The organism is Pseudomonas sp. Mb7, assembly GCF_054790525.1.
This window is the reverse complement of record NZ_CP186501.1, coordinates 3,760,287-3,778,452: the sequence shown is the minus strand read 5'-3', so window position 1 is coordinate 3,778,452 and position 18,166 is coordinate 3,760,287. Positions and strand designations below refer to the sequence as shown.

At 59.1% G+C, this 18,166-nt stretch carries 15 protein-coding genes; 12 read left to right on the top strand and 3 right to left on the bottom strand.

The genetic code is table 11. The annotated features are described in order from the left end of the window. Positions 1-37 precede the first annotated feature (37 nt). The 6 genes from ACOYXH_RS16950 to fabF all read left to right on the top strand — a co-directional run bounded on the left by ACOYXH_RS16950 (position 38) and on the right by fabF (position 6,897). Complete coding sequence (locus ACOYXH_RS16950; RefSeq protein WP_460409826.1) at positions 38-1,009, top strand: UDP-glucose 4-epimerase family protein; 972 nt, start codon at positions 38-40, stop codon at positions 1,007-1,009. Further along, the gene (locus ACOYXH_RS16945; protein WP_460409825.1) at positions 1,006-2,025 is read left to right on the top strand and encodes an MraY family glycosyltransferase; all 1,020 of its coding nucleotides are present in this window, start codon (positions 1,006-1,008) and stop codon (positions 2,023-2,025) included. Before ACOYXH_RS16950 ends, ACOYXH_RS16945 begins: the two co-directional genes overlap by 4 nt. 114 nt (positions 2,026-2,139) lie before the next feature. Beyond that, positions 2,140-4,134 (top strand): polysaccharide biosynthesis protein, encoded by a 1,995-nt coding sequence (locus tag ACOYXH_RS16940; protein ID WP_460067268.1) that lies wholly within the window; start codon positions 2,140-2,142, stop codon positions 4,132-4,134. Between the two features lie 110 nt (positions 4,135-4,244). Beyond that, positions 4,245-4,580 carry a ComEA family DNA-binding protein gene (locus tag ACOYXH_RS16935; protein WP_093435238.1) on the top strand — a complete coding sequence of 112 codons (336 nt, stop codon included), beginning with the start codon at positions 4,245-4,247 and terminating at the stop codon, positions 4,578-4,580. 216 nt (positions 4,581-4,796) lie between these two features. Continuing rightward, on the top strand, positions 4,797-5,600 hold the full coding sequence (locus tag ACOYXH_RS16930; protein WP_220556668.1) for an SDR family NAD(P)-dependent oxidoreductase: 804 nt from the start codon (positions 4,797-4,799) through the stop codon (positions 5,598-5,600). Positions 5,601-5,622: 22 nt separating this feature from the next. After that, positions 5,623-6,897 carry a beta-ketoacyl-ACP synthase II gene (gene fabF / locus ACOYXH_RS16925; RefSeq protein ID WP_095048537.1) on the top strand — a complete coding sequence of 425 codons (1,275 nt, stop codon included), beginning with the start codon at positions 5,623-5,625 and terminating at the stop codon, positions 6,895-6,897. Here the strand turns inward: fabF and ACOYXH_RS16920 are convergent. The 3 genes from ACOYXH_RS16920 to eat all read right to left on the bottom strand — a co-directional run bounded on the left by ACOYXH_RS16920 (position 6,894) and on the right by eat (position 9,339). Continuing rightward, complete coding sequence (locus ACOYXH_RS16920; protein ID WP_258708623.1) at positions 6,894-7,448, bottom strand: TetR/AcrR family transcriptional regulator; 555 nt, start codon at positions 7,446-7,448, stop codon at positions 6,894-6,896. The genes fabF and ACOYXH_RS16920 overlap by 4 nt on opposite strands. A 137-nt stretch (positions 7,449-7,585) precedes the next feature. Next, a complete protein-coding gene (locus ACOYXH_RS16915) occupies positions 7,586-7,753 on the bottom strand; it encodes a DUF2897 family protein (RefSeq protein WP_007908505.1) in 168 nt (55 codons plus the stop codon). Positions 7,754-7,974: 221 nt separating this feature from the next. Continuing rightward, entirely contained in the window at positions 7,975-9,339 is a 1,365-nt protein-coding gene (gene eat, locus ACOYXH_RS16910) for an ethanolamine permease (protein ID WP_095125149.1), read from the bottom strand. 399 nt (positions 9,340-9,738) lie between these two features. Here eat and kdpF point away from each other — a divergent pair, with 399 nt between their 5' ends. The 6 genes from kdpF (at position 9,739) to ACOYXH_RS16880 (ending at position 18,135) form a co-directional block, all read left to right on the top strand. Further along, the gene (gene kdpF / locus ACOYXH_RS16905; RefSeq protein ID WP_007899818.1) at positions 9,739-9,828 is read left to right on the top strand and encodes a K(+)-transporting ATPase subunit F; all 90 of its coding nucleotides are present in this window, start codon (positions 9,739-9,741) and stop codon (positions 9,826-9,828) included. Positions 9,829-9,836: 8 nt separating this feature from the next. Further along, complete coding sequence (kdpA, locus tag ACOYXH_RS16900) at positions 9,837-11,531, top strand: potassium-transporting ATPase subunit KdpA (RefSeq protein ID WP_095125148.1); 1,695 nt, start codon at positions 9,837-9,839, stop codon at positions 11,529-11,531. Positions 11,532-11,541: 10 nt separating this feature from the next. Further along, entirely contained in the window at positions 11,542-13,605 is a 2,064-nt protein-coding gene (gene kdpB / locus ACOYXH_RS16895) for a potassium-transporting ATPase subunit KdpB (protein WP_258708622.1), read from the top strand. A 455-nt stretch (positions 13,606-14,060) separates the two neighbouring features. Beyond that, positions 14,061-14,606, top strand: a complete 546-nt coding sequence (gene kdpC / locus ACOYXH_RS16890; RefSeq protein WP_095048532.1) for a potassium-transporting ATPase subunit KdpC — start codon at positions 14,061-14,063, stop codon at positions 14,604-14,606. Between the two features lie 130 nt (positions 14,607-14,736). Next, positions 14,737-17,388: a sensor histidine kinase gene (locus ACOYXH_RS16885; RefSeq protein WP_095048531.1), complete on the top strand. Its 2,652-nt coding sequence runs from the start codon at positions 14,737-14,739 to the stop codon at positions 17,386-17,388. A 48-nt stretch (positions 17,389-17,436) separates the two neighbouring features. After that, on the top strand, positions 17,437-18,135 hold the full coding sequence (locus ACOYXH_RS16880) for a response regulator (protein ID WP_095048530.1): 699 nt from the start codon (positions 17,437-17,439) through the stop codon (positions 18,133-18,135). Positions 18,136-18,166 lie beyond the last annotated feature (31 nt).

Genomic DNA, 18,166 nt, shown 5'->3' with positions numbered 1-18,166 from the left:
ACAGGCAAGCATTGATTTCTTAGCTCAAGGTGCTTTCATGAGATCCAAGACATTCCTGATTACCGGCGGTAATGGTTTTCTGGGGAGAGCACTCATAGATCGGCTAATACTGGAGTCGGATTGTTCTGTCGTCGCGCCGATGCGTACGAGAACTCATGAGCATGCTCCAGGTGTGGACGTTATACCCTTCGAAGGTCTCAGTGGGGCTAACGATTGGAGTCGCGTCCTCACAGAAGTTGATGTTGTCGTCCATGCGGCAGCGCGCGTTCACGTCATGGACGAAGTCGCGGTCGATCCCTTGGCTGCCTTCCGGGAAATCAATGTCGACGCGACTTTGAACCTCGCTCGTCAGGCTGCGGCATCGGGAGTTAAACGGTTTATCTTCGTCAGTTCGGTGAAAGTTAACGGCGAGCGCACTTCTCCAGGCGCTCCTTTTTACGCTGATGATGTGCCTGCCCCGCTTGACGCTTATGGCATTTCCAAATTTGAAGCCGAGCAGGGCTTGAAGCGACTGGCGCAGGTTACGGATATGGAAGTGGTGATTATTCGCCCGGTTCTGGTCTACGGTCCGGGGGTGAAAGCTAATTTTCTCACTATGATGCAATGGCTGGATCGTGGTGTTCCGTTGCCATTTGGCTCAGTGCGTAATAGCCGCAGTCTGGTGTCAGTAGGCAATCTTGTGGATCTCATCGTGACCTGTGCCGACCATCCGGGTGCTGCCAATCAAACTTTTATGGCGAGCGATGGCGAAGATGTTTCTACAAGTGACCTGTTGCGCAAGCTGGGCCAAGCGTTGGGGAAGACCAGTTATCTCTTGCCTGTTCCGGTATGGATGATGGAGCGGCTGTTGGCATTGGTAGGACGGCGGTCTATATCTCAGCGGCTTTTCGGCTCTCTGCAGGTCGATATCAGTAAAAATCGACAGTTACTGGGTTGGACCCCGCCCATCAGTGTCGATAAGGGCCTAGGCCTGACCGCACAGCATTTTCTGGAAACCCGCAAATCATGACTTATGGATGGTTCCTTTCCGTCGTTCTCTGCCTATCCTTCTCCCTCACTTGGGCGTTACGCCGTTACGCGTTGGCGCGCAGTTTGATGGATATTCCGAATGCGCGCAGTTCGCACTCTGTGCCTACTCCTCGTGGCGGTGGCGTAGCGATAGTGATCGCATTTGTTTTTGCGCAAGTAATGTTATGGGGCGTCGGAATTACTTCGGGTAGCGCTTTTCTCGCTGTTGCCGGCGCTGGAAGTCTGGTTGCAGTGATTGGCTTCATGGATGACCACGGCCATATCGCGGCGCGCTGGCGTCTGCTGGGGCATTTTCTGGCTGCGGGATGGCTGTTGTTCTGGATGGGCGGCATGCCCGTGGTGGAGGTACTCGGAGCGCAGGTCGATCTGGGTATCTTTGGTCATTTCTTGGCACTGTTTTATCTCGTATGGCTGCTCAATCTTTACAACTTCATGGATGGCATCGATGGCATCGCAGGTGTCGAGGCGGTTTGTGTTTGTCTTGGGGCGTGTGTGTTGTATTGGCTTGTCGGTGCAGCAGCGTTGATCTGGGCTCCGTTGATGTTGGCTGCGGCGGTGATGGGCTTTCTCTGCTGGAATTTTCCGCCGGCAAAAATTTTCATGGGTGATGCGGGTAGCGGATTTCTTGGCGTTGTTCTGGGCGGTCTTTCTCTGCAGGCTGCGTGGCATGATCCTTCACTATTTTGGGGCTGGCTCATCCTGCTCGGTGTGTTTATCGTGGATGCCACCTTCACGTTGTTCCGGCGCCTGCTCAGAGGAGACAAACTGTATGAGGCTCACAGAAGCCACGCCTATCAGTTTGCTTCCAGGCAATTTGGCCGGCATTTGCCCGTAACCTTGGCAACAGGCTTGATCAATCTATGCTGGCTGTTGCCGATTGCGGTAGGTGTTACACGGTTTGGGCTGGGCGGCGTATGGGGTGTACTTTTAGCCTATATCCCTCTGGTTTTTCTCGCGATCAGGTTTCATGCGGGAGAGCTCGAAAAGACCGCTTAGTATGGAAAAGAACACAGTTCTGGTATCCAGGTTTAGAGTCATGATGGCGGCTTGTGGTGATTCATTACGGTGATCAGCATTTGAAAGAGGGAAACTGAGGTGCTTGAAGAGTTAATGGATAAAGTCAGAGAGCGTCTCGTTGGACTTCCACGGCGGCGCAAACGACTGATACAGGTTGGCACAGACATCTTTCTGGTTTGGGTGGCCCTGTGGTTGGCATTCATCGTGCGCTTGGGTATCGATGATATGTACAACCCCTTCAAAGTCCACTTCTGGCTATTCGTCTGCGCCCCTGTTGTGGCCATTCCATTGTTCATTCGCTTCGGCATGTATCGTGCCGTCATGCGCTATTTTGGCAATGACGCGTTGATTGCGATTATCAAGGCTGTCAGTTTGTCTTCGCTGATTCTGGCGGTTGTCGTTTATTGGTACAGCAATCACGAAGCGGTTGTGCCTCGCTCGATCATTTTCAATTACTGGTGGTTGAGCCTGGTCATCATTGGGGGGTTGCGGTTATGTATGCGGCAATACTTCATGGGGGACTGGTTTACAGCCGCGCAGCATGTTCCTTTTGCCAACCGTGACGATGGTCTGACCAAAGTTGCGATATACGGCGCAGGTGTAGCAGGCAATCAACTCGTTGCCGCACTGCGTATGGGGCGCGTTATGCGCCCTGTTGCCTTTATCGATGATGACCCGGGTATTTCCGATCGCTCGATCTCAGGCCTGCAGGTTTACAAACCCAAGCATATTCAGCAGATGATCGACGTCACAGGAGCGCAGGAAATCCTTCTCGCGTTGCCATCGTCGACTCGTGCTCGGCGCCGGGAAATTCTTAACTTGCTGGAAGGCTTTCCACTGCATGTTCGTAGTGTGCCGAATTTTTCCGATCTGGCGAGTGGCCGGGTCAAAGTCGAAGATATTCAGGAAGTCGATATTGCGGACCTGCTGGGGCGCGATGCCGTTCCAGCTCAGCCTGATCTTCTGGAGCGTTGTATCAAAGGCAAGACTGTCATGGTCACAGGTGCCGGCGGTTCGATCGGTTCGGAGTTGTGTCGGCAGATTTTTGCGTTGGAGCCAACCGCGCTTCTGTTGTTCGAACACAGTGAATTCAATCTCTACAACATTCTTTCAGAGCTGGAGCAACGCAGCTCTCGAGAGTCGGCTCCGGTTCGATTGCTTCCCATACTCGGGTCCATACGCCACCAGGATAAATTGCTCGATGTGATGAAAACCTGGAAGGTCGACACGGTTTATCATGCGGCCGCCTACAAGCATGTGCCCATGGTCGAACACAACATCGCCGAAGGTGTGTTGAACAATGCAATCGGGACGCTCAATACTGCTCAGGCTGCCTTGCAATCCGGAGTAGCAAATTTTGTGCTGATCTCGACCGATAAGGCGGTGCGGCCTACTAATGTCATGGGCAGTACCAAGCGCTTGGCGGAGTTGACGCTTCAGGCGCTCAGTCGTGAAGTCGCGCCGGTATTGTTCGGAGACAATGCAAAAGTTTCCCGGGTTAACAAAACCCGTTTCACGATGGTTCGCTTCGGCAATGTGCTGGGCTCCTCCGGGTCGGTGATTCCGCTGTTCCACAGCCAGATCAAATCCGGCGGGCCGCTGACCGTCACTCATCCGAAGATTACCCGTTATTTCATGACCATCCCCGAAGCCGCGCAACTGGTTATTCAGGCCGGTTCGATGGGGCAGGGTGGCGATGTGTTTGTGCTGGACATGGGCGAGCCGGTGAAAATCGTCGAACTGGCAGAGAAGATGATCCACTTGTCCGGTTTGAGTATTCGTTCCGACCGCAATCCGCAGGGCGACATCTCCATCGAGTTCACGGGGTTGCGTCCAGGTGAAAAGCTCTATGAAGAGCTGTTGATCGGCGACAACGTCGCTGCAACACCGCATCCGATGATCATGACGGCCAATGAGGATCATCTACCTTGGGAAGTGTTAAAGGTTAGGTTGGCCAGTTTGTTGGCGGCGGTTGATGAGGATGATTACTCGCGCGTTCGCCAGTTATTGCGCGAAACCGTCAGCGGCTATACCCCCGATGGCGAGATCGTCGACTGGATCTACCAGCAGCGTCGTCTCGAACCCTGATTGTTTCACATTCTGTAACGCACGCATTTTTGACATCCCTCCACCATGACCTAAGTTTGGAGAGCAGCTTCGGAAAAGCTGCTTTCTCAAACGATGATGGAGCGTCACTAATGCGTACCGGTTACTTCTATTCTCTGATCTTTGCTTTCCTCACCAGCGCCTCGATCGCCGCTATTGCCGCGCCTGTTGCGCCGGCGGAGTCACCCAAGGCGCCGTTGGTGATGGAGACAACTGCACCTTCCCAAAGCGCAAAAGTCGACCTCAACGATGCCGATGCGGCAACGCTGCAAAAGGAACTGGCGGGAGTCGGAGAGGCCAAGGCCAAAGCGATTGTTGCTTATCGTGAAACAAACGGGCCGTTTGCGTCGGTGGATGAGTTGCTGGAAGTGAAGGGTATCGGTAAGGCGATTCTGGATCGCAATCGCGACAAGCTGGAAGTCAACTAAGCTGAGTGTTTAATGTCAAGGGGGCCGGTCATTGACCGGCCTTTTTTACTTGCGCAGCGCATGGCTGCGGGTAGTGGAAGAGAGGGCAGCAGTCCGACGATTTAAAATTACGGCTATCATATTGCGTTTGGATTATGCCTATAATAATTTGCCGCTGCGTCGAGCCAACACATCTCATCGGCAACTCCCTTCATCAAGCATTCCAGGAGCATTCTCATGAATTCCGCACAATCTCTAGGTACTGCTCTCGTCACTGGCGCATCGTCCGGAATCGGTGCGATTTACGCTCAGCGCCTGGCGGCGCGTGGTTTTGATTTGCTGCTGGTTGCCCGTGACAAGGATCGTCTGGAAAGTGCTGCGAGCCAGTTGCGGGATGCCCACGGCGTTCAGGTCGAAGTGCTGAAAGCAGACCTGACGCAAAAGGATGATGTACTCAAACTCGAACAACGCCTGCGCAGCGATTCCAGCATCAGTTTGCTGGTCAATAACGCCGGTGTGGCGTCGGACGGTTTACTGGCTAACGCCGACATGGATCAGTTGGAGCGGTTGATCCAGTTGAATATCACCGCCGTCACGCGCCTGGCATCGGCGGCTGCTGCCAGTTTCGCCAAGGCCGGGCGTGGCACGATCATCAATATCGCCTCGGTGGTGGCATTGTTTCCGGAACGTTTCAACGCTACTTACAGCGCCAGCAAAGCTTATGTACTGAGCCTGACGCAGTCGCTGAACACTGAACTCGAAGGCACCGGCGTGCAGATCCAGGCCGTGCTGCCGGGTGTGACCCGCACCGAAATCTGGGAGCGGTCCGGTATCGATGCCCGTGGCATTCCGGCAGAAATGGTCATGGAGGCGGGCGAGATGGTTGATGCGGCGCTGGCCGGTCTGGATCAGGGCGAGTTGATCACCATTCCTTCGCTGCCTGACGCAGGCGAATGGCACGCCTTTGTTGCGGCTCGCCATGTCATGGCGCCGAACCTTTCCCGCAGTGCTGCTGCGCAACGCTATAAGTCCGGCAATTGAATTGATCAGAGGTCACCACAGTATGGATTCGCGTCGAATAGTCGTCACGGGCATGGGCCTGGTTTCACCCTTGGGCAGCGATCTCGAAGTCGTATGGCAGCGTTTGCTGGCTGGGCGTTCTGGTTTGCGTAACTTGCCTGAGGCAACGGTCGCTGATTTGCCCACGCGAGTCGGCGGCGCGGTGCCGACGCTGGAAGAGGACGCTGAAGCAGGTTTCGATCCGGATCGCGCCACGCCGCCCAAGGAGCAGAAGAAGATGGATCGCTTCATTCTGTTCGCCATGGAGGCTGCCCGACAGGCGCTGGAGCAGGCCGACTGGCATCCTTCAGAAAGCAAAAGTCAGGAGCGTAGCGCAACGATCATCGGTTCCGGTGTCGGTGGTTTCGGCGCGATTGCTGACGCCGTACGCACGACCGACAGTCGCGGTCCTCGGCGTTTGTCACCGTTTACCATCCCGTCGTTTCTGGTCAATCTCGCGGCAGGTCACGTGTCCATTCAACACGGCCTCAAGGGGCCTTTGGGTGCGCCGGTGACGGCGTGCGCTGCGGGTGTCCAAGCGATCGGCGATGCGGCGCGCTTGATCCGCGCCGGCGAAGCGGATATTGCCGTGTGTGGCGGTGCGGAAGCCTGCATCGACCGCGTCAGTCTGGCCGGTTTCGCGGCAGCACGGGCACTGTCGAGCGGTTACAACGACACCCCGCAGCGCGCCTCGCGGCCGTTCGACAGCGGGCGCGACGGTTTCGTCATGGGCGAGGGCGCGGGGTTGTTGGTGATCGAATCCCTGGAGCATGCGCTGGCGCGTGGCGCGACGCCGCTGGCGGAACTGGTCGGCTATGGCACCAGCGCCGACGCCTATCACCTGACGGCCGGGCCTGAAGATGGCAGTGGGGCACGTCGGGCGATGACGCTGGCATTGGCGCAGGCGGGTATCGAGCCGGATCAGGTGCAGCATCTCAATGCCCACGCCACGTCGACCCCGGTCGGGGATCTGGGTGAATTGGCGGCGATCAAAAGTGTTTTCGGCGAAGAGAATAAAATCGCGGTGACGTCGACAAAATCGGCCACAGGTCATCTGCTCGGCGCTGCCGGTGGGCTTGAAGCGATTTTCACTCTATTGGCGATCCGTGATCAGGTGGTGCCGCCGACGCTCAACTTCGACAACCCGGATCCGGCGAGTGCCGGTGTGGATATCGTCCATGGCGAGGCGCGGTCAATTCCGATCGAATATGCACTGTCCAATGGTTTCGGGTTTGGCGGGGTCAATGCCAGCGTATTGTTCAAGCGCTGGCAGGCTTAGTCCCGGTTCTTGAGGTGATCGCGGGTGATATCGAGGATGCGTTGCGCAAACCCGGCATCCGCGACACTGCGCGACAGCAGCAGTGCACCGACCAGGGTCGACATGATGACGATGGCGCGGTCAGCGCTGTTCTCGCCTTCGAGGCTGTTTTCGATCTGCTCCAGCCGTGCGTTGAGTACCACGTCGCTGGTGGGGCTTGGTTGCCCGCGCAGCCCCAACTCGGAAGAAATGGTCAGCAGCGGGCAGCCTTCGTCTGGTGATGTCTGGTGCCATTCGGACAGATACGTCTCGATGAACACATCTAGCGCGTTGTCCTGGGCAAAAATCTCGGCACATAACCCGTCGACCTGGTTGCCGGCCTCTTGCAAGGCCTTCTCGACCAACTCGTCCTTGGACTTGAAATGTGAGTAGAAACCGCCATGGGTCAGACCCAGCGCTTTCATCAGGGGTTGCAGGCCGGTAGCGCCGATTCCGTCCTTGCGAAAGCGTGCCGAAGCCTCCTTGATGATGCGCTTATGGGTCTGGGCTTTATGGTCCTGCGAATAACGCATCTGGAACTCTCCGCAACAATGTCCCCATCTTAACCAAGGAAAATTAGATGGTGACTGTACTTCTACTTCTTAAAAGCGTGCAGATAGCTCCAATGGCTATAAAAAGCGCAAACCCCGCCGATCAGGCGGGGTTGTGTTCAGCGGTCTTGGGCGTCTTTGGCGTCCGCTTCGGCATTGCGTTGGGCAACGCGTCGGCGTTCTTCATCGGTCAGATCGACCTTATTGGCGGTGTCGCGCAACATCATTAATCCACCCACGATCGAGCCGATTGCAACGACCAGAATCAACCAGGCATACCAAGGCATAACGGCTCTCCTTAAGGGCAGGTCGACGGACGAGGATTTCGCCGTGCAACGCTGCATACCACGTTTGAGCGAAGTGAACTCGCAGTGGTTCCATTCTAGGCCGCTTGCACCCGGTACACCCGAAATCCCTGTAGGAGCTGCCGAAGGCTGCGATCTTTTGATCTTGAAAAGCAAAGATCGCAGCCTCGTTTCACTCGTCAGCTCCTACAGGAGACGGGTCGTTACAGGCCGGTGAGCATCGCATCGGCTGGTGCGTCGGCACGCAGTTGTCCGGTCAGCAGGAAGTAGCAGAAACCGACCGCCATGAAGCCAAGGAAGATCAAGCCGATCAACGTGTTAAACCACGCCATCGCCACCAGACACACCACCGCCAGCACCAATGCAATCAGCGGAATCAGCGGATAGCACGGCGCGCGAAAGGTGCGTTCCAGATTCGGCTCCGATTTACGCAGTTTGAACAGGCTGAGCATGCTCATGATGTACATCACGATCGCACCGAACACGGCCATGGTGATCATCGCGGCGGTAAGGGTCATGCCACCGAGGTTGATCAGGCCGTCGCTGTAAATCGCGGCGATGCCGATGATGCCGCCGACAAGGATTGCCCGGTGCGGCGTCTGGAAGCGCGAGAGTTTCGCCAGCGAGGCCGGTAGATAGCCGGCGCGGGCGAGGGCGAAGAACTGGCGTGAATAGCCGAGGATGATCCCGTGGAAACTCGCCACCAACCCGAACAGGCCAATCCATACCAGCATATGCAGCCAGCCGGAGTTATCGCCGACCACGGTTTTCATCGCCTGCGGTAACGGGTCGTTGATGTTTGCCAAGGTGCGCCAGTCACCCACGCCGCCAGCAAAGAACATCACACCCATGGCCAAAAACACCAGCGTCAGGATGCCGCTGATGTAGGCCTTTGGAATCGTGCGTTTCGGATCCTTGGCTTCTTCGGCAGCCATCGCTGCGCCTTCAATCGCCAGGAAAAACCAGATCGCAAACGGAATCGCGGCGAACATCCCGGCAATCGCTGGCGCACCGAACACATCCGAACCGGCCCAGCCATTCAGTGCGAAGTTGCTGAAGCTGAAGGCCGGCGCGACCACGCCCATGAACACCAGCAACTCGGCCACCGCCAGTACGCAGACCACCAGCTCGAAGGTCGCCGCCAGTTTCACCCCGAGAATGTTCAGCCCCATGAACACGATGTAAGCGCCGACCGCCGCATGCTTCGGATCGAGTGCCGGAAACTGCACATTCAGGTAGGCGCCAATCGCCAGCGCGATGGCCGGTGGCGCGAAGACGAATTCGATCAGCGTCGCCAGGCCTGCAATCAATCCGCCTTTTTCACCAAACGCTCGACGACTATAGGCAAACGGCCCGCCCGCATGAGGAATCGCGGTCGTCAGTTCGGTGAAACTGAAAATGAAGCAGGTGTACATGGTCGCGACCATGAACGAGGTCACCAGGAAACCCAGTGTCCCGGCCACGCCCCAGCCGTAACTCCAGCCGAAATATTCCCCGGAAATCACCAGCCCTACGGCAATGCCCCACAGGTGCAAGGTGCCCAGTGTGGGTTTGAGTTGTGTGTTCATGCATTTGCTCCCTGAACGGTTTGGAAAGCTCGGGGGAGGGCGTGTGCAGTGGGCGTGCCATTGCTGTGAAACAAGTCGTAATGAGTTGAAAGCTGTCGTATCGGGGATGTTCGCGGTGGGATAGCTGCTTTTTGTGCGCCAGTTGAGTGCGATGTTGCTCGTTATGCCGTCTTCGCGAGCAAGCTCGCTCCCACAGGGGAATGCATTTCAAATTGTGGGAGCGAGCCTGCTCGCGAAGAGGCCTGCCCATACGGCGCAAAACCCACCTGTAACGCCGGCATAAACCCACTCTTTACGCTTTCTTTATGCCCAGCCAGACCCCTCGCTCTCGTTCCTTTACAGCCTCCTTTCCGACAATGCCTCCACACGCGGCAATACGCCGTAACACGGAGATCTTCCATGAGCGTTCTGGACGGGGTGTCACTGCTGTTGGCAGTGGGGCTGTTCATTTATCTGTTGGTTGCGCTGTTGCGCGCGGATCGGAACTAGGAGCGGCTATGCACAGTTATGACTATTGGCTGATCCTCGCGTTTTTTGCGGTGGTCTTGCTGCCGGCGCCGTTCCTCGGGCGCTTCTACTACAAGGTGATGGAAGGTCAGCGGACTTGGCTGACGCCGGTTCTTGGCCCGGTCGAGCGCGGTTGCTATCGCATCGCCGGGGTTGATCCTAACGCCGAGCAGAGCTGGCAGAAGTACACGCTGGCGCTGCTGGCCTTCAACCTCGCCGGTTTCCTCCTACTGTTCGCGATTCTGCTGTTTCAGGATCACTTACCGCTGAACCCGCAAAATCTGCCCGGCCAGGAATGGACCCAGGCGTTCAACACCGCGGTCAGTTTCATGACCAATACCAACTGGCAGTCCTACAGCGGTGAAGCGACGCTCAGCTATCTGAGCCAGATGGTCGGCCTCACCGTGCAGAACTTCGTCAGCGCCGCCACCGGCCTCGCCGTTCTGGTCGCACTGTGCCGTGGCATCGGCCGCAAATCGACGAAAACCCTCGGCAACTTCTGGGTCGACATGACCCGCGCCACCCTCTACGGCCTGTTGCCGCTGTGCCTGCTGCTGGCGCTGTATCTGGTCTGGCAGGGCGTACCGCAAACCTTCGCGCAGTATGTGAACGCAGTGACGATGCAGGGCGTTGATCAAGTGATCCCGCTCGGTCCGGCGGCCAGTCAGATTGCGATCAAGCAACTGGGCACCAACGGTGGTGGCTTCTTCGGCGTCAACTCGGCGCATCCGTTCGAGAACCCGACCGCGTGGAGCAACTTGTTCGAAGTCGCTTCGATCATTCTGATTCCGGTGGCGCTGGTGTTCACTTTCGGCCACTACGTCAAGGACCTGCGTCAGAGCCGCGCGATCATCGCCTGCATGCTCGCGCTGTTCCTGATCGGCGGCGCGACCTCGCTGTGGGCTGAATATCAACCGAACCCGACCCTGAACAACGCTGCTGTCGAACAGACCGCGCCGCTGGAAGGTAAAGAAGCGCGCTTCGGCACCACCGCTACCGTTCTGTGGTCGGTGACCACCACGGCCGCCTCGAACGGTTCGGTCAACGGCATGCATGACAGCCTCAACCCGCTCAGCGGCATGGTCGCGCTGGTCAACATGATGGTCGGCGAAGTGATCTTCGGCGGTGTCGGTGCCGGGCTCTACGGCATGTTGCTCAACGTGCTGATCGCGGTGTTTCTCGCCGGTCTGATGATCGGCCGTACGCCGGAATACCTCGGCAAGAAACTCCAGGCGCGCGAAGTGCAATTGCTGGTGGTGACTTTGCTGGTGATGCCGGTTGGCGTGCTGGTGCTCGGTGCGATTGCCGCCGCGGTTCCCAGTGCTGCGGCGACCATCAGCAACCCTGGCCCGCACGGTTTCAGCCAGTTGCTCTACGCCTACACATCGGCGAGCGCCAACAATGGCTCGGCGTTCGGTGGCCTGAGCGCGAACACGCCTTTCCATAACCTGATGCTGGGCCTGGGCATGCTGATCGGTCGCTTCGGCTACATCCTTCCGGTTCTGGCATTGGCCGGCAGTCTAGCGATGAAGAAAACCGCACCGATCGGCCAGAACAGTTTCCCGACTCATGGCCCGCTGTTCGTGACCCTGTTGACCGTGACCATTTTGCTGGTGGGCGGCCTGACCTTCTTGCCGACTCTGGCGCTCGGCCCGATTGCCGAACATTTAAGTATGGGCTTCTAAGGAATCCATCATGAATATGCACGTTCCTGCAAAACCTGCAGAGCCGACCAAGTCGGCAGAAGCACCGAAAACCGCGATCTCGGCCCTGTGGCGGCCGGCGCTGGTGCAAGCTTTCGTCAAGCTCGACCCACGGCAACTGAAGCGTTCGCCGGTGATGCTGGTGGTTGAGTTGACGGCGATATTCACCACCGTGCTGTGCTTCATTCCTGACGCGGATGTACCGACCTTCGTGGCCGCGCAAATTGCCCTGTGGTTGTGGTTCACCGTGTTGTTTGCCAACTTCGCTGAAGCTTTGGCCGAAGGTCGCGGCAAGGCCCGTGCCGACAGCCTCAAGGCCGGCAGCGAAGGCCTCAGCGCACGTCGTAAACAGGCTAACGGCAGCTTTCAAGTGGTGCCAGCGGCAAGTCTGCGCAAAGGCGATGTGGTGCGCGTCGAAGCCGGGGAGATGATCCCCGGTGATGGCGAAGTCATTGAAGGTATCGCGGCGGTCAACGAAGCGGCGATCACCGGTGAATCGGCGCCGGTGATTCGCGAATCCGGCGGTGACCGTTCGGCCGTCACCGGCAACACGCGACTGGTCTCCGACTGGCTGCTGGTGCAGATCACCGCCAATCCGGGCGAGTCGACCCTCGATCGCATGATTGCGCTGGTCGAAGGCGCCAAACGCCAGAAAACCCCGAACGAAGTGGCGCTGGATATTCTGCTGATCGGCCTGACCCTGATCTTCCTGCTGGTGGTCGTGACCCTGCAACCGTTCGCCCATTTCGCCAACGGCAGCCTGCCGCTGGTGTTTCTGGTGGCGCTGCTGGTCACGCTGATTCCGACCACCATTGGCGGTCTGCTGTCGGCCATCGGTATCGCCGGGATGGATCGTCTGGTGCGCCTCAATGTGATCGCCAAGTCCGGTCGTGCGGTGGAAGCGGCGGGCGACGTGCATGTGTTGCTGCTCGACAAGACCGGGACCATCACCTTCGGTAACCGTCGTTGCAGTGCGGTGTATGCCGCGCCGGGTGTGAGTGGTCGCGAGCTGGCCGAAGGCGCGCTGTTCGCCTCGTTGGCTGACGAAACCGCTGAAGGTAAATCCATCGTCGAATACCTGCGTGGTCTGCACCCGCAGCCTGAGCCGGCGCTGGAAACCTTGACCGCTGTGCCGTTCAGCGCTGAAACCCGTTTGTCCGGCGTCGACTATCAAGGTCGTGTCTACCGCAAAGGTGCGGTGGATTCGCTGCTGAGTTTCCTCGGCCAACAGCGCTCGGATCTGGCTCCGGCCCTGTCGCGGGAAATCGACAAGATCGCCCAGAGCGGCGGCACGCCGTTGCTGGTCTGCGCCGACGGCAAACTGCTTGGCGCGATCCATCTCAAGGACGTGGTCAAACCCGGCATTCGTGAGCGTTTTGCCGAACTGCGCAAACTGGGCATTCGTACCGTGATGGTCACCGGCGACAACCCGCTGACCGCTGCCGCCATCGCCGCTGAAGCAGGCGTTGATGACGTCCTCGCCGAAGCCACGCCAGAGAAGAAACTCGCGCGAATTCGTCACGAGCAGAACGATGGTCGTCTGGTTGCGATGTGCGGTGACGGTGCCAACGATGCGCCGGCGCTGGCCCAGGCTGACGTGGGTATGGCGATGAACGACGGCACCCAGGCTGCCCGCGAAGCGGCGAACATGGTTGACCTCGACAGCGACCCGACCAAGCTGCTCGACGTGGTGCAGATCGGTAAGGAGTTGCTGGTGACACGCGGTGCGCTGACGACGTTTTCCATCGCCAACGACGTGGCCAAATATTTCGCGATTCTGCCGGCGTTGTTCGCTTCGATCTATCCGCAACTGGGCGTGCTGAACATCATGCAACTGACCAGTCCGCAGAGCGCGATTCTCTCGGCGATCGTCTTCAATGCCTTGATCATCGTCGTGCTGATTCCGCTGGCGCTGCGCGGTGTGCGCGTGCAGGCGGCGAGTGCGGCAGCGTTGCTGCGACGCAATCTGCTGATCTACGGACTGGGCGGGATTCTGGTGCCGTTCGTGGGGATCAAGGCGATCGACATGTTGCTCACGGCGCTGCATCTGGTGTGAGGCCGGAAAAAGCCCCTCACCCTAACCCTCTCCCAGAGGGAGAGGGGACTGACCGAGTGGTTCAACAGAGGTACACCGACCTGAAATACCGAGCCGAACTCAGGTCTTGAACTGCACAAGGATCGGCTCCCTTTCCTCTTGTCACCTTCGTGGGAGAGGGGACTGATTGAGGTGTTTGCGAGAGCTACACCAACCTGAAATACCGAGCCGAACTCAGGTCTTGAAAAGCACAGAAATCGGCTCCCTTTCCCTCGCGCACTTATAGCGAGGGGACTGATTGAGGTGGTTGCATGAACTACACCGACTTGAGATACCGAGCCGAACTCAGGTCTTGAAAAGCATGGAAATCGGCTCCCTTTCCCCCTCGCCCCCTTGGGGGAGAGGGCTGGGGTGAGGGGGAAAAGATCTCCCTGACACCCCGCAAAAGTTTGCCCAACGAATTCGAGGATCTTGAAATGTCCACAATGATACGTCCGGCCCTGAGCCTGCTGGTGCTGATGACCCTGGTCACCGGTGTCGCCTATCCACTGGTGGTGACCGGTGTTGCGCAAGTCGCATTCCCCGCCCAAGCCAATGGCAGCCTGGTGCGAGACGCCGACGGCAAGGTCCGCGGCTCGTCCCTGATCGCGCAGGATTTTGTCGGCGATGCGTGGTTTCATCCACGTCCCTCCGCCGGTGCGTTTGCGACCGTTTCCAGCAGCGCGAGCAACCTGGCCCCGAGCAATCCGGCACTGGCAACCCGCGTGATCGACGACGCCAACAAACTCCAGGTTCCCGGCCAAGGCCCAGTGCCATTGGCCCTGCTGACCACCTCCGGCAGTGGCCTCGATCCGCACTTGCCACCGGCGGCAATTGCCTATCAACTGGCGCGAGTTGCGGCAGCGCGAAACTTGCCGGTATCGACTCTTCAGCAACTGCTCGATGCGCATATCGAACAGCCGCTGGTGGGGCCGCCGGTGGTGAATGTGCTTGAGCTGAATATGGCACTGGAAAAACTCTGAATCAGCGGCGCGGCCATTCGCGAGCAGGCTCGCTCCCACAGGAATATGCGTTCCAAATGTGGGAGCGAGCCTGCTCGCGAATAGGGCCGAAAGAACATCGCATAACTATCAGCAAGAGAGAACATCAAGCATGAGCGACTCCGGCCGCGCCGACGCGCTGTTAGCAGACCTGCCCCGTGACGGCCGTGGCCGGCTCAAGGTTTTCCTCGGCGCCGCTCCCGGTGTCGGCAAGACCTACGCCATGCTCCAGGCCGCCCACACGCAATTGCGCCAAGGCGTGAAAGTCATCGCTGGCGTCGTCGAAACCCATGGCCGCGCCGAAACCGAAGCGCTGCTCGGCGGCTTGCCGCAGCAAGCGTTGGTGCGCTCGGAATACCGTGGCGTGATGCTCGAAGAAATGGACCTCGACGGCATTCTCGCGGCCAAACCGAAACTGGTGCTGGTCGATGAGCTGGCCCACAGCAACGCCCCCGGCAGTCGCCACACGAAACGCTGGCAAGACATTCAGGAACTGCTCGCCGCCGGCATCGACGTGTTCACCACGGTCAACGTCCAGCACCTGGAAAGTCTCAATGATCAGGTGCGCGGCATCACCGGTGTGCAGGTGCGCGAAACCCTGCCGGACTGGGTGCTGCAAGAAGCTTACGAACTGCTGCTGATCGACCTGCCGCCGCGCGAATTGCTCGAGCGCTTGCGTGAAGGCAAGGTCTACGTGCCGGAGCAGGCGCGTGCGGCGATCGATGCGTTTTTCACCCAGACCAACCTCACCGCATTGCGCGAACTGGCTATGCAAACCGCTGCCGCACAGGTCGATAACGATCTCGCCCAAGGCTATCGCCAACTCGGTCAGGCGGCCCCGGCAGTGCGCGGGCGCTTGCTGGTCGGCGTCGATGGTGATGCTCAGGCCGAACGCCTGGTGCGCCATGCAAGTCGCGTTGCCCAGCGCCGGCATTTACCGTGGAGTCTGGTGCATGTCGATAACGGCAGCGTACGCGACGAGCAATCGCGCCTGCGCCTGCAAAGCGCTCAGCAACTGGCCGAGCGCCTGGGCGGTGAAGTGGTGTTGCTGCGCGCCGGTGAGGTGGCGAAAACCCTGATCCAGCACGCTGCCGAACGCCGTGCGAGCTTGGTATTAGTCGGTCAATCCCGGCCACGTCTGCGCCGTCGTTTGTTCGGCGGCGGACTCGCAGCGCGCCTTCTGCGTCAGGCCCACGGACTGGAAATCAACGTCCTCGACAGCGATCAGCAACAGCATCAACCGCGCCCGCGCAACGCGCTGACCCTGGTGTGGTTCGACTATGCCTTGGCGCTGGTCGCCACCGTATTGGCCACCGCCCTGGCGTGGGCAGTGTCGAGCGTGCTGCCGCTGCCGAACATCTCGCTGGTGTTCCTTGCGGCGGTGCTGTTGGTGGCGGTGCGCAGCAGTCTCGGCCCGGCGCTGGCCTGTGCCGCGCTGTCGTTTCTGACCTATGACTTCCTGTTTATCCCGCCGAATTTTTCCTTCAGCATTCAGCGCGAAGAAGACGTCCTGACTCTATTGTTTTTCCTGTTGATGGCGGCGCTCACCGGCAACCTCGCGGCGCGTCAGCGTCGGCAATTGCAGGCCCTGCGCGACACCCAGGAAGAGACCACTGAACTGCTCGACCTGTCGCGCAAACTCACTGCCGCGACGGATCGCCAAGCGGTGGTCAGCGCTGCCGCGCAACACCTCAATGGCTGGAGCGATCTGCAGTTATGTCTGCTCAACCGGGACGGGCAGGGCGGCTGGAAGGTCGAGACCGGCGGGCCGTTGGAGTTTACCGAGTCCGAACGCGCCGCCGCTGACTGGGCCTGGCAACACGATCAACCGGCAGGCATGGGCACTGGCACGCTGCCGTTCGGACGCTGGTGGTGGTGGCCGCTGTCGGTCGAGGACGGGCCGCTGGCGCTGCTCGGTGTCTGCGCCAAAGAAGGCCAGACCTTGAGTGGCCAGCGTCGGCGCTTGCTCACCGCATTGAGTCAGCCGCTCGCCCAAGCGCTGGCGCGCGCGCAGTTGGCTGATGACCTGGAAGCCGCGCGCCTGCACGGTGAAACCGAACAACTGCGCAGTGCCTTGTTGGCCTCCGTATCCCACGATTTGCGCACGCCGCTGACGGCCATGCGCGGCAGCATCGACAGCCTGTTGGCCCTCGGCGAAGCGATCCCGCTGGAAGATCGTCGTGAACTGCTCGAAGGCACCCGCGATGAAGCCGAGCGCCTCGATCGCTACATTCAGAATCTGCTCGACATGACCCGCCTCGGCCACGGCGCGCTGAAGCTGGCGCGGGACTGGGTGTCGCCGGCCGATATCGTCGGCAGTTCGCTCAATCGCCTGCGCGCGGTGCTCGCGCCGTTGCAGGTCAGCACTGATGTGCCGGCCGAGTTACCGCTGTTGTTCGTGCATGCCGCGCTGATCGAGCAGGCGCTGGTCAATGTATTGGAAAACGCCGCACGTTTCTCACCCGCTCACGGTCGCTTGCAACTGAGCGCAGGCGCGGATGACCAAGAGATTTTCTTCTCGGTCAGCGATGAAGGGCCGGGGATTCCGGAGGATGAGCGGGCGAAGATTTTCGACATGTTCTACACCGCTGCCCGAGGGGATCGTGGCGGCCAGGGCACGGGCCTCGGCCTAGCGATCTGTCAGGGCATGGTCGGCGCACACGGCGGGCGCATCAGCGTCGCCGACGGCATCGAGGGACACGGCACCTGCATCACTTTGCACTTGCCGTTGCAGACGCAACCGGGGATGGACGATGAAGGCTGAAGCTGACTGCGCTACTCTCTTGCCAATCATTTGTGTTGATGTGAATTCATGAGCCAGACCACGACCATTTTGGTCATCGACGACGAACCGCAGATTCGCAAATTCCTGCGTATCAGCCTTACCTCACAGGGCTATAAAGTGCTTGAGGCCGGCAACGGTGCCGAGGGTTTGGCGCAAGCGGCGCTGAACAAACCGGACCTGCTGGTGCTCGATTTAGGCCTGCCGGACATGGATGGCCAGCAAGTGCTGCGCGAGTTTCGCGAGTGGGCGACGGCGCCGGTGCTGGTGCTGTCGGTGCGCGCCAGCGAAGGGCAGAAAGTCCAGGCGCTGGATGGCGGCGCCAATGACTACGTGACCAAGCCGTTTGGCATTCAGGAGTTTCTCGCCCGAGTCCGCGCCTTGTTGCGCCAGGCTCCGGCAGGGGAGGCGCAGCAGGCGGCGCTGAGCTTCGGCCCGCTGACCGTGGATCTAGCTTATCGGCGGGTGTTGCTCGACGGTGTCGAAGTGGCGCTGACCCGCAAGGAATACGCGGTGCTGGCGCAACTGGCACGGCATCCGGGGCGGGTGATTACCCAGCAGCAATTGCTCAAGGATATCTGGGGGCCGACCCACACCGAGGACAGCCATTATCTGCGGATTGTGGTGGGGCATTTGCGCCAGAAGCTGGCGGATGATCCGACGCGGCCGCGGTTTATCGTGACCGAGGCGGGGGTTGGCTATCGGCTGTTGAGTGACAACACTCTTTAGCCATTTGTTGTCCCGGCAGACGCCATCGCTG